The organism is Hyphobacterium sp. SN044, from assembly GCF_021864465.1.
GTDB lineage: Bacteria > Pseudomonadota > Alphaproteobacteria > Caulobacterales > Maricaulaceae > Hyphobacterium.
In genome coordinates this window covers 406,560-417,994 of sequence record NZ_JAKKUV010000002.1, presented here as the reverse complement: position 1 = coordinate 417,994, position 11,435 = coordinate 406,560, and the positions used below count along the sequence as shown (strand labels likewise).

Annotated in this window: 10 protein-coding genes and 2 tRNA genes; 8 read left to right on the top strand and 4 right to left on the bottom strand. The window is 64.3% G+C overall.

Features of this window, described 5'->3' with window-relative positions; genetic code table 11:
• Positions 1 to 8: 8 nt before the first annotated feature.
• The 7 genes from L5876_RS04980 (at position 9) to L5876_RS04950 (ending at position 7,177) form a co-directional block, all read left to right on the top strand.
• A complete protein-coding gene (locus tag L5876_RS04980; RefSeq protein ID WP_236954991.1) occupies positions 9 to 638 on the top strand; it encodes an ATP-dependent Clp protease proteolytic subunit in 630 nt (209 codons plus the stop codon).
• Between the two features lie 159 nt (positions 639 to 797).
• On the top strand, positions 798 to 2,087 hold the full coding sequence (gene clpX / locus L5876_RS04975) for an ATP-dependent Clp protease ATP-binding subunit ClpX (protein WP_236954990.1): 1,290 nt from the start codon (positions 798 to 800) through the stop codon (positions 2,085 to 2,087).
• 207 nt (positions 2,088 to 2,294) lie between these two features.
• Positions 2,295 to 4,694: an endopeptidase La gene (gene lon, locus L5876_RS04970; protein ID WP_236954989.1), complete on the top strand. Its 2,400-nt coding sequence runs from the start codon at positions 2,295 to 2,297 to the stop codon at positions 4,692 to 4,694.
• A 202-nt stretch (positions 4,695 to 4,896) separates the two neighbouring features.
• On the top strand, positions 4,897 to 6,069 hold the full coding sequence (pheA, locus tag L5876_RS04965; RefSeq protein ID WP_236954988.1) for a prephenate dehydratase: 1,173 nt from the start codon (positions 4,897 to 4,899) through the stop codon (positions 6,067 to 6,069).
• 12 nt (positions 6,070 to 6,081) lie between these two features.
• A tRNA-Val gene (locus tag L5876_RS04960) sits at positions 6,082 to 6,157 on the top strand.
• Between the two features lie 364 nt (positions 6,158 to 6,521).
• Complete coding sequence (locus tag L5876_RS04955) at positions 6,522 to 6,881, top strand: hypothetical protein (RefSeq protein ID WP_236954987.1); 360 nt, start codon at positions 6,522 to 6,524, stop codon at positions 6,879 to 6,881.
• Positions 6,863 to 7,177 carry a hypothetical protein gene (locus L5876_RS04950; RefSeq protein ID WP_236954986.1) on the top strand — a complete coding sequence of 105 codons (315 nt, stop codon included), beginning with the start codon at positions 6,863 to 6,865 and terminating at the stop codon, positions 7,175 to 7,177. The genes L5876_RS04955 and L5876_RS04950 overlap by 19 nt, the downstream gene beginning before the upstream one ends.
• A 143-nt stretch (positions 7,178 to 7,320) precedes the next feature.
• On the opposite strand, the gene L5876_RS04945 is transcribed toward L5876_RS04950, so the two are convergent.
• Positions 7,321 to 7,929 (bottom strand): peptidylprolyl isomerase, encoded by a 609-nt coding sequence (locus L5876_RS04945; RefSeq protein ID WP_236954985.1) that lies wholly within the window; start codon positions 7,927 to 7,929, stop codon positions 7,321 to 7,323.
• 145 nt (positions 7,930 to 8,074) lie between these two features.
• On the opposite strand from L5876_RS04945, the gene L5876_RS04940 reads away from it, so the two are divergent.
• Positions 8,075 to 8,151, top strand: a tRNA-Asp gene (locus tag L5876_RS04940).
• A 116-nt stretch (positions 8,152 to 8,267) separates the two neighbouring features.
• Here L5876_RS04940 and L5876_RS04935 read toward each other — a convergent pair.
• The 3 genes from L5876_RS04935 to L5876_RS04925 all read right to left on the bottom strand — a co-directional run bounded on the left by L5876_RS04935 (position 8,268) and on the right by L5876_RS04925 (position 11,376).
• Positions 8,268 to 8,690, bottom strand: a complete 423-nt coding sequence (locus L5876_RS04935) for a hypothetical protein (protein WP_236954984.1) — start codon at positions 8,688 to 8,690, stop codon at positions 8,268 to 8,270.
• Between the two features lie 190 nt (positions 8,691 to 8,880).
• Positions 8,881 to 9,609: a DUF4197 domain-containing protein gene (locus L5876_RS04930; RefSeq protein WP_236954983.1), complete on the bottom strand. Its 729-nt coding sequence runs from the start codon at positions 9,607 to 9,609 to the stop codon at positions 8,881 to 8,883.
• A gap of 126 nt (positions 9,610 to 9,735) precedes the next feature.
• Positions 9,736 to 11,376: an AbgT family transporter gene (locus L5876_RS04925; RefSeq protein WP_236954982.1), complete on the bottom strand. Its 1,641-nt coding sequence runs from the start codon at positions 11,374 to 11,376 to the stop codon at positions 9,736 to 9,738.
• Positions 11,377 to 11,435: the final 59 nt, after the last annotated feature.

Sequence of the window (11,435 nt, the reverse complement as noted above, 5' to 3'; positions counted from 1 at the left end):
GACTTTCGATGCGTGATCCTCAGGATGTGATGATGAACCTCGTGCCGATGGTGGTCGAGCAGTCGAGCCGCGGCGAGCGCGCCTACGACATTTTCTCCCGCCTGCTGAAGGAGCGGATCATCTTCCTGACCGGTCCGTTCGAGGATGGCATGGCGTCGCTGATCTGCGCCCAGCTCCTCTTCCTGGAGTCGGAGAACCCGAAAAAAGAGATCTCGATGTACATCAACTCGCCGGGTGGCCACGTCCATTCCGGCCTCGCGATCTACGACACGATGCAATACATCCGCAGCCCTGTGTCGACGGTCTGCATGGGCATGGCGGCGTCGATGGGTTCGGTGATTCTCACCGCCGGTGCGTCCGGCCGGCGCATCGCGCTGCCGAATGCGCGCATCATGGTGCACCAGCCGTCAGGCGGCTTCCGCGGTCAGGCCTCGGACATCGAGCGTCACGCCGAGGACATCATCAAGACCAAGCGCCGGCTGAACGAAATCTACGTGCATCACACCGGCCAGACCTATGAAGAGGTGGAGCGCAAGCTCGACCGGGATACCTTCATGTCGGCCGAGGAAGCCAAGGAATGGGGCCTGATCGACGACGTGTTCACGCGGCGTGACGCGTCCGAGGACAGCAAGGACTAACAGCACCCAGCGGTGCTGCGTGCTTGATTGCCCCGGACACGATGTGATCGAATAAGTGTGCTGCGGAAACCTTTCGCCAACCTTCGGCACCGATCTTGCGAGATCGGACGGTAGCAGCGAAGCAGGTGCCCACCCTGACGGGCACGGACGGGAGCGGTCATGAGCAAGACATCGAGCGGCGGCGGCAGCGACGCGAAAAACACGCTCTATTGCTCGTTTTGCGGCAAGAGCCAGCACGAGGTTCGCAAGCTGATTGCGGGCCCGACGGTCTTCATCTGCGATGAATGCGTCGAGCTGTGCATGGACATCATCCGCGAAGAGAACAAGACCTCGCTGGTGAAGTCCAAGGAAGGCGTGCCGACCCCGCAGGAAATCTTCGCCGTCCTTAACGACTACGTGATTGGCCAGGAACAAGCCAAGCGCGTGCTGTCGGTCGCGGTGCACAACCACTACAAGCGCCTGAACCACGGCAACCAGAACGGCGATGTCGAGCTTTCGAAGTCGAACATCCTGCTGGTCGGTCCGACCGGTTGCGGCAAGACGCTGCTGGCCCAGACGCTGGCGCGCATCATCGACGTGCCCTTCACGATGGCCGACGCCACGACGCTGACCGAAGCCGGTTATGTCGGTGAGGACGTCGAGAACATCATCCTGAAACTGCTGCAGGCCGCCGACTACAATGTCGAGCGCGCCCAGCGCGGCATCGTCTATATCGACGAGGTCGACAAGATTTCGCGCAAGTCGGACAACCCGTCCATCACCCGCGACGTTTCGGGCGAGGGCGTCCAGCAGGCGCTTCTGAAGATCATGGAAGGCACGGTCGCTTCCGTCCCGCCCCAGGGCGGCCGCAAGCATCCCCAGCAGGAATTCCTGCAGGTGGATACGACCAACATCCTGTTCATCGTCGGCGGCGCCTTCGCCGGCCTCGAGCGGATCATCTCCCAGCGCGGCAAGGGCTCGGCCATGGGCTTTGGTGCCGATGTGCGCGAGATCGACGACCGCCGCACGGGCGACGTCCTGCGCGAAGTCGAGCCGGACGATCTCGTCCGCTTCGGCCTGATCCCGGAATTCATCGGCCGTCTGCCGGTCATCGCCACGCTAGAGGATCTCGACGAGTCGGCGCTGATCGAAATCCTGACCGAGCCGAAAAACGCGCTCGTGAAGCAGTATCAGCGCCTGTTCGACATGGAAGGCGTCGGCCTGACCTTTACCGACGACGCCATGGCGGCCGTCGCCCGCAAGGCGATCACCCGCAAGACCGGCGCGCGCGGCCTGCGCTCGATCATGGAGGGCATTCTGCTCGACACCATGTTCGACCTGCCGGGCATGGAGGGTGTGGAAGAGGTCGTGGTCAATGCCGAGGTCGTCGAAGGCAAGGCCAAGCCGCTCTACATCTATGCCGAGCGCAAGAACACCGAAGAGGCCGCCAGCGCCAAGAAGGGCGCCTGACGCGCGCTTCCGGCCTGATCGCAGGCAGCAATTCGCAGCGGCGCGCGCCTTGACGCGCGCCGTTTGCGTATCCAACTGACTCCTCGACGGGCGGACCTGCCGCCCCTGCAATGGATGACCGCCCCGGCGCCTCGAATCGCGTCAGTGTGATGTTCGGCGATCCGGCCTTGTGCCGGCCCCGCGGCGGCCATGGAGACGAAAGAGACCATGTCAGAAACCAAGACGCTTCCTGTCCTGCCGCTGCGCGACATCGTGGTTTTCCCCCACATGATCGTGCCGCTCTTCGTCGGCCGCGAGAAATCCGTCCGCGCGCTGGAAGAAGTGATGCGGGGCGACAAGCAGATCCTGCTCGCGACCCAGAAGAATGCGGGCGATGACGACCCCAGGACCGACGCCATCCACGAAACCGGCGTGATCGCCTCCGTGCTGCAGCTGCTGAAACTGCCGGACGGTACGGTCAAGGTGCTGGTCGAAGGCGGCCGCCGCGTGAAGCTGGTCCGTTTCACCGAGGCCGAGGCCTATTTCGAGGCCGAGGCGGAAATCCTCGCCGACGACACCGGCGACAGCGCCGAGACCGAGGCGCTGATGCGCGCCGCGTCGGAGAAATTCGACGACTACGTCAAGCTGAACAAGAAAGTGCCGCCCGAGGCGCAGACCGCGATCGGCCAGATCACCGAACCGGCCAAGCTGGCCGATTCCATTTCCGCGCACCTCGCCGTGAAGATCGGCGAGAAGCAGGAATTGCTGGAAGAGTTGAGCGTCGCGCGCCGCCTGGAGCGCATTCTGGGCCTGATGGAGGGCGAGATTTCCGTCCTCCAGGTCGAGCGCAAGATCCGATCGCGCGTGAAGCGCCAGATGGAGAAGACCCAGCGCGAATATTACCTCAACGAGCAGATGAAGGCGATCCAGCGCGAGCTGGGCGAGGGCGAGGAGTCGCGCGAGGAAGTCGCCGAACTCGAGCGCCGTATCGCCGACGCCAAGCTGCCGAAGGAGGCGCGCGCCAAGGTCGACGCCGAGTTCAAGAAACTCAAGCAGATGAGCCCGATGTCGGCCGAAGCCACGGTCGTGCGGAATTATCTCGACTGGATCCTGGCGCTGCCCTGGAACAAGAAGAAGCGCCTGAAGTCCGACCTGAAGGCGGCCGAAGAGATCCTCGACGAGGACCATTACGGCCTCGAGAAGGTCAAGGAACGCATTCTCGAATACCTCGCGGTCCAGTCGCGCTCGAAGAAGCTGAAGGGCCCGATCCTGTGCCTTGTCGGCCCGCCGGGTGTCGGCAAGACCTCGCTCGGCCGTTCGATCGCGCGCTCCACGGGCCGTGAATTCGTGCGCATGTCGCTCGGCGGCGTGCGTGACGAGGCCGAGATCCGCGGCCACCGCCGGACCTATATCGGCTCCATGCCGGGCCGCATCATCCAGTCGCTGAAGAAAGCCAAGTCGGCCAATCCGCTCTTCCTGCTCGACGAGATCGACAAGCTCGGCGCGGACTATCGCGGCGACCCGTCCTCGGCGCTCCTGGAAGTGCTCGACCCGGAGCAGAACTCCACCTTCGCCGACCACTATCTGGAGCTGGATTACGACCTTTCCTCGATCATGTTCGTCACCACGGCGAACACGCTCAACATGCCTCAGCCGCTCCTCGACCGGATGGAGATCATCCGGATCGCGGGCTACACCGAGGACGAGAAGGTCGAGATCGCCAAGCGCCACCTGATCCCGAAACAGCGCAAGGACCATGTGCTGAAGGATGAGGAGTGGACGGTCGAGGAAAGCGCCATTCGCGGCCTGATCCGCTACTACACCCGCGAGGCGGGCGTGCGGAACCTGGAACGCGAGATCGCCAATCTGGCCCGCAAATCGGTCCGCAAGATCGAGAGCGGCGAGACGAAATCCGTCACCATCACCGGCGACAATCTCAATGATTTCGCCGGCGTGAAGAAATACCGTTTCGGCGAGACCGAGGGCGAGGACAAGATCGGTGTCGTCACCGGCCTGGCCTGGACCGAGGTTGGCGGCGATCTTCTCACCATCGAGGCCGTGAAGATGGCCGGTCGCGGCAAGATGACCGTGACGGGCAATCTGCGCGACGTGATGAAGGAATCCATCTCCGCGGCGAACAGCTTCGTTCAGGCCCGGGCCCCCTCGCTCGGCGTGAAGCCGACCGTGTTCCGCGCCACGGACATCCACGTCCACGTGCCGGAGGGCGCGACGCCGAAGGACGGCCCGTCCGCCGGCGTGGCGATGATGACCGCCATCGTCTCGGTGCTGACGCAGAACCCGGTGCGCAAGGATGTCGCCATGACCGGCGAGATCACGCTGCGCGGCCGTGTCCTGCCGATCGGGGGACTGAAGGAAAAACTGCTCGCGGCCCTGCGCGGCGGCGTGAAGACCGTCCTGATCCCGTCGGAGAACGAGAAGGACCTTCAGGAAATCCCCGACAATGTGAAGGAGGGGCTGAAGATCATCCCCGTCTCCACGGTCGAGGACGTGCTGAAGAACGCGCTCTCGAAGCCGGTCGAGGCGATCGAATGGACCGAGGCCGACGAAGCCGCGCTCGCCGCGATTTCCGAACGCCCCGCGGGCGAGGGCCAGCCGGTCGCGCACTGACCGCGGCATTCGCCGATTGACCCCAAGGCCGCCGAACCTCATGCTGCACCGCATGATCACTTCGGCGGCCTTTTTCTATTACGCGTTTTTTGGCGTCCCTGACGGGGGCGGCTCATTCGCGTTGCGCTAGGAAATCTGCCAACGACGACTGAAAGCCCCCGGAAGCCCCGGGGGTTTTTTTATGGCCTGAAAGGGGACGAACATGGACAGGCAGAGCATCGAGGCGCTGCGCGCCGATATCGACGCGACGGACCGCGAGATATTGCGTCTCGGCGCGCATCGTGCCGCGCTCGGCAGCCGGATTGCCCGGGCCAAGGCCGAGGCGGGAGAGCCGGTGCGCGACCCGGTGCGGGAACGCCAGGTGCTGAAAGCCGCGATCGAGGCGGGCGAGGCGATCGGGCTCGACGGTTCGGCGGTCGAACGCCTCTACCAGACGCTGATCGACCTCTCGCTAAAGGGTCAGCGCGCCGAGCTCGATGCCCGCGCCGTGGGGACGGGCGGGGAGGCAAGCGTCGCCTATCTCGGCGGGCCGGGTAGCTATTCCCATTTCGCCGCGCAGACCCATTTCGCCGGCCGCCATTCCGCCGTCGCCCCGGTCGTGAAGCGCGATTTCAGCTCCATCGTGAAGGCGGTGGAGGAGGGCGAGGCGGACTACGCCTTCCTGCCGATCGAGAACACGACGACGGGCAGTATCAATGAGGTTTACGACCTGCTGCTCGACACCGCGCTGACGCTGGTGGGCGAGCACCACTACCGTGTGCGTCACTGCCTCGTCGGGCGTGCGGCGAACCCCGACACGGTCACAACCGTCTACGGCCACCCGCAGGCTTTGGCGCAGTGCCGCCGCTTCCTGGCGAAAATGCCCGGCGTGACCCAGCGCTTCGCCTCGTCCTCCACCCGCGCGCTGGAGCACGCGATGGAGGAGGGGCCGTCCGTTGGCGCCATCGCCGGAGCCGACGCCGCGCGCCTGTTCGGCCTCAACGTGATTGCCGAGGAGGATGTCGCCGACAGTGCGGAGAACTACACCCGCTTCGTCGCCCTGGCGCGCGAAGCCGTGGCGCCCGCGCCGAACCTGCCGTGCAAGACCTCAATCGTGTTCGCCACTGCCCACCGGCCCGGCGCGCTGGTCGATGTGCTCGCCGCCTTCCGCGACGAGGGGATCAATCTCGCCCGGCTTGAAAGCCGGCCGGTGCGCCGCGCGCCGTGGGAGGAGATGTTCTTCCTCGATCTCGAAGGCCACCAGTCCAGTCCGGCCTGTCTCCGGGCTCTCCAAGCGATCGAAGGCCACGCCCGGCGCCTGCGCGTGCTGGGCTGCTACGGCGCCGACCGGCTGGCGCCGACATCGGTGCTTCACGAAGCGGAGGCCGCGCGCTAAACGAAGCGGGACGGGCGGTTAGCTCAGCTGGGAGAGCATCTCGTTTACACCGAGAGGGTCGGGGGTTCGAACCCCTCACCGCCCACCAGCCTTCGCTCGCAGATGCGAGCTTCGGCCAGGCGAGCCGACGCCTGTACTTGAGCGTAGGCTGTCCCGCCGTAGCTTCAGCGAAGGCGGACCGTTTCGGCACGTCCGGGTTTGCCTTCCCGCTCCGGTTGAAATCGCGCTAAACTCTCGCACCAAACGCTGAGCCGTGTTGGAGTTTTGACGCTATGATTTTACGGCCGCTGGGATATGGCGCTCTTTTGCTCGCGGTCTACTCAGGCATCGGCTGGGCTGCCTACACACTTCGCTCGGATCTGAGTGTGGCGGGGACCATTTTTCTGGTCCTGTTTTCCTATCTCGCCACCGCTCCCATGATCCTGAAACGCGTCTAGGACGATGCTCGCGCAATGACACCCGCCCCGCTCATCGGTTCGCGCACCATCGTCGATCAGCTCGGCCGGACGGTCTACGAGCTGTCGGTCTTCATGCCCTATGTGCGAGATGTGGAAAATCCGGATAGCGACTGGGTTTGCGAGCTTTCCCTGACTGGACCGAACCAGAATTTCAACCGCCGCAAGGTTCATGGTGTCGATGCGCTCCAGGCGCTGCAGCTGGCACTCAAATTCCTCGGTTCGACCCTCAGACACGAGAACGAGAAGGGCGACGGTCAGCTCAGGCTTTACCAGGATGATCGTCCCGGCGAGTTCGACCTGCCGGAATTCGGTGATTCATTGAGCGCGGCGATCGAGTGGAAGGTGAAGACGTGAGGGCGGAAAAAACAGCGGAGGAGGGCGGAGCGTCCGTCGCCAAGCTTGTCTCCTACACCCTTTCGGTGGCCTGTTTTATAGCGTCGGCTGTGATGATGTTCAGCGTCCCGAAGGAGCGTTTTGGCTCCTTGCTGTTGGGTGGTGTGCTGATCGTGGCGTTGTCGGTGCTCACCCAGATATTCAAGCGTCGGGAAGGGGTCGTGATCGGACTCCTGATCGCCATTCTGATCGTCGCCGTTACGACAATAATCCTGACAAGCAATCGGGCTTGGCTGAGCATGGCGAGCTTTGGCTGATCGCCAGACGGTGACCGCCGCTTTGTGCACAGTGACGAGCGCGGCAGCGTGATCGCCGAGACGGACGGCACGGGCAATGCGCTCTACCAGAACAACTATGACACGGACGGCAATCCCGGCGCGGCGAATGCCGGACGGTTCGGTTAGCGCTCCACCTCCACCCCCGTAATCCGCACCGCCGGGTTCAGCCATTGCGCGATGAAGCCCTCGGGCGCGTCCGCGTCGCCCGCCGGGGCGGACCAGATCGCCTCGGCGACGTCCATGCCCTCCGTCACATAGCCGAAAACCGCGAAGCCTTCCCCGTCCGGGTGGCGGCCATCGAGCCCGGCATCGAGGATGAAGCTGTCGTTTATGACGATGAAGAATTCGGTCGAGGCCGTGCCCGGCTCATCGCGTGCCATCGAGATCGCGCCGCGCCGGTGGGTGAGGCCGGTTTCGTCCGTACGCTCATGTGCGATCGGCTCCGCACCGGGCAAGCCGTCAAAATCGACCCCACCCTGGATCACGTCGATCCGCGCCTCGGGCCGGTCATTGTCCGCCCGGACGGTGCGGTAGAAGCGCCCGCCGTCGAAATGCCCGGCCTCGGCATGGGCGATGAAATTCGCCACCGTCAGCGGTGCCCGGTCCGGGTAGAGCTTCACCGTGATGTCACCCGCCTCGGTGGCGATCACGGCGGTGACGGTGCGCTCGGGCGAATCCCCGGTGCAGGCAGCGAGAATGAGCGCGGCACAAAGGCTCAGGATACGGATCATGGCGGCGGCCTCCCTACGCCTATTGGGTAACGCCTGCCCGCGAAGTGCAAGAGGCGCTGCAAAGCGGTGCAAACCCGCTTGACCGGCCCCGCCGCCTCCCTTAGACACCGTGCTCCGTTCGAAGAACGGACCACGAATGGCCCTAGCGGGTGTAGCTCAGTTGGTTAGAGCGCCGGCCTGTCACGCCGGAGGCCGCGGGTTCAAGTCCCGTCACTCGCGCCATTCCCTTCCCTGAAATCAGATGTTTGGCGGCGCCTTTGCGTACCGCTCCGACCCCAAATCGGATCGGCGCGACGAATTCCCTCGCGTGTCCACCGCGACTGAAGCAAGACAGAACCCTATGGACCCTCGGGGTCCTCGATCACGGTCATTGTGCCGCTTTCCTTGTGAATAACCACAAAGACCACGCTACCGTCAGGAAACGTCAGCTGGATCACGGTGATCGTCTCGTTGTCGATGACAACGGTTGAATTTGGAATGCCGCCGTCAGAAGCGTACTGGCTCTGCAGTATCTCGCTTTGCGACATCTGCGAGATCGGGATGAACGCTCCGGTGATCACCTCGTTTCCACGGATGACGAGTTGAACGAGTCCGGTTCCCGGCGCGAACACGTCAACGACACGCAGACGTTCAACGGAAGCGCGTTGCTCGGGTGCGCCAATCCGGGGCTGCTCCGGAAATTCGCGCATTCCAACACCTTGAGCGAAGGCGCCTGCCGGAATCGTGACGGTTGCGAGTGCAAACAGGATTGTGCGGATCATCGGATCCCCCCTGAATTGCCCATAGCACAACCAAGGATTTTATTCGCGGGCCGGTGCGATGTAAAGAAATACCGGGCGGGGTGAGACTTGCTGAATGATTTTGCCAACACGCGCTCAGCATGAGGCATCGGGGATGAGTGTCAGGCAGAGCGAGGCCGGTTTGACGTTTCACTTCACCTGGTAGCGCCCCTCAAATCCCGCCCGAGCCGCGTCCGCCGAGAATGCCGCGCAGCACGTCGCCGCCGCGATTGAGCGGATCGCGCCGGAAGCTGCGCTCTTCCTCGCCGACATAGTGAAACACGCCGTCGAGGGCCTTGGTCACGGCGAAGTCGGTGACTTCGTCGCGCAGGCTGGCGGAGGCGGTCTGGCCGCGGCCGCGTCCGAGGAATTGCCCAAGACCGGAGCCTGATCCCGACCGGTCGATGGCTGACGCGGCGCTGTCGAGTGCGGAATAGGCCCCGGACTGCGTCAGCGTTTGCTGCATCGGCGGGCGCAGGACACGGGCGAGGGGAGTGGAGGTCTCGCGCTCGAGATAATCCGTCGCGGCCGTATCGCCGCCGGTCAGGATGCCGAGCCCGTCCGACAGGGTGAGATTGTTGATCGCGTTCACGACCAGATCGCGTGCCTGAGGCATCACGCTTTCCGCAGCGCGGTTCATCCGCAGTTCGACATCGTCGAGCGGCCCGGACAGGCCGATCGGGCGCAGGCGTTGCTGCGTGGTGCGCAGAATGCCGGGCAGGGGGATGCGAACCAGCGAGTCGCCGAAGAAACCGTCGCGCCGGCCGAGCCGCGTCGTCGCGGCGCGCGTTCCGGCGATCAGCATCTGGCGTATCCCGGCGGCATTGTCGAACTGCGCGAAGGCGGCCGGTGCCACGGCGGTCATGGCGAGTGCGGTAAGGATCTGGCGGCGGGTCGGCATGGGTAAACTCCCTGTCTCGGCGGGCACGATATGCCAGAAACCCGGCTGGCGCGACGTGAATGCTCCCGCAAACGAAACGGCCGCCCCGAAGGGCGGCCGCTCGCAGTTCAGGCTTGGCTCGTTCTGCTAGCCAGCACCGGGCAGGACGTATTGCACCGTCGCACCCGGCCCCAGCGGCAGGTTGAGGAACACCCACAGCACCGTCATGGCGATGCCGGTGATCAGCAGCCAGATGGAGTAGGGGATCATCGACGCCGTCAGCGATCCGAGGCCGAAGCTCGGCACCCAGCGCTGCGCGAAGACGAGGATCAGCGGGAAATACACCATCAGCGGCGTGATGATGTTGGTGCCGCTGTCGCCAACGCGGTAGGCCGCCGTCGCCATTTCCGGGCTGACGCCGAGCAGCATCAGCATCGGGACGAGGACGGGAGCCAGAAGCGCCCATTTCGCGCTCGCCGAGCCAACGAACAGGTTCAGGATTGCCGCGAACAGCACGATCAGACCCAGCACGATCGGCAGGGGCAGGCCGGAATTCTCGATCCCGTTGGCCCCGTTGACCGCGAAGATCAGCCCGAGCTGCGACTGGTTGAACAGTTCGACGAAATACGCGGCGAAGAAGGCGAGGACGAGGTAATAGCCCATGTCCTTCATGGCGCCGGCCATCATGTCGACGATGTCGCGGTGGTTGTTGATCGTCCCCGCGGCACGGCCATAGGCGATGCCCGCGAAGATGAAGAGCAGCATGAAGCCCGCCACCAGCGACGAGAAGAAGGGCACCAGGCGCTGCGTGGCGCTGAGGTCGGTGTCCGGGCTGAACAACGGGGCATTGCCGCCATAGAGAGAGGCGGACCCGCCCGTCACCAGCGCCAGCACGTCGACGGTCATGAAAATCCAGATCAGCGAGATGATCAGAACCGCAATCCCGGCGTGGGCGAGGCCCTTTTTCTGCCCCGGTGTCAGGTCGGCGCTGGCATCGTCGTCCGGATTGGTCGATCCGACGACCGCGCCGCCCTTCCACTTGCCGAGGCGCGGTTCGATGATCTTGTCGGTCACAAACCAGATAACCGGGGTGAAGAGGATCGTCATCGCCGCGATGAAATACCAGTTGCCGGCGATGTTCATCACCCAGGTCGGGTCGAGCGCCAGCACGGCTTCCTCGGTGATGCCGAAGAGCAGGGCGTCGAGCTGGCCGGGCAGGAGGTTGGCCGAGAAGCCGCCCGACACGCCCGCGAAGGCGGCGGTGATTCCGGCGATCGGGTGGCGGCCCGCGGCGGCGAAGATCACCGCGGCCAGCGGGATCAGCACCACATAGGCCGCGTCCGCGGCGAGATTGCCCATCATGGCGACCAGCGCGACGGCCGGCGTCAGCAGGAATTTCGGAACGTCGCGGACGGCGGCCCGCATCGCGGTGCCGAACAGGCCTGCGCGTTCCGCGACACCGGCACCCAGCATCACGACGAGCACATAGCCCAGCGGATGGAAGCCGGTGAAGATTTCCGGCATCTCGACAAGCAGGTGCCGGATCGAATCGGGACTGAATACGCTGATCGCATCCACGACCGCCGGATTACCGGACTCGTCGAGACGGGTCGGGTGATCCACGGCCAGATTGGCCAGGTCGGCAACCACCGAGATGATTGCCATCGCTATGATCAGATAGAAGAAAATGAAGACCGGGTCGGGCAGGCGGTTCCCCGCGCGCTCGATCAGACCCAGAATTCCCTTCTGATGTTCGGCAGGCGCCGCTTCGGGCGTCTTGTCGGACATGGTGTAACTCCCCTTGGATTGAGGGTGGGAGTGTCAGCAGACGGAAGGCCCGAGGGCAA

Coding starts and splice junctions, on each gene's coding strand:
- L5876_RS04980 (WP_236954991.1), top strand. CDS start 9: ATGCGTGATCCTCAGGATGTGATGATGAACCTCGTGCCGATGGTGGTC.
- clpX (WP_236954990.1), top strand. CDS start 798: ATGAGCAAGACATCGAGCGGCGGCGGCAGCGACGCGAAAAACACGCTC.
- lon (WP_236954989.1), top strand. CDS start 2,295: ATGTCAGAAACCAAGACGCTTCCTGTCCTGCCGCTGCGCGACATCGTG.
- pheA (WP_236954988.1), top strand. CDS start 4,897: ATGGACAGGCAGAGCATCGAGGCGCTGCGCGCCGATATCGACGCGACG.
- L5876_RS04955 (WP_236954987.1), top strand. CDS start 6,522: ATGACACCCGCCCCGCTCATCGGTTCGCGCACCATCGTCGATCAGCTC.
- L5876_RS04945 (WP_236954985.1), bottom strand. CDS start 7,929: ATGATCCGTATCCTGAGCCTTTGTGCCGCGCTCATTCTCGCTGCCTGC.
- L5876_RS04935 (WP_236954984.1), bottom strand. CDS start 8,690: ATGATCCGCACAATCCTGTTTGCACTCGCAACCGTCACGATTCCGGCA.
- L5876_RS04930 (WP_236954983.1), bottom strand. CDS start 9,609: ATGCCGACCCGCCGCCAGATCCTTACCGCACTCGCCATGACCGCCGTG.
- L5876_RS04925 (WP_236954982.1), bottom strand. CDS start 11,376: ATGTCCGACAAGACGCCCGAAGCGGCGCCTGCCGAACATCAGAAGGGA.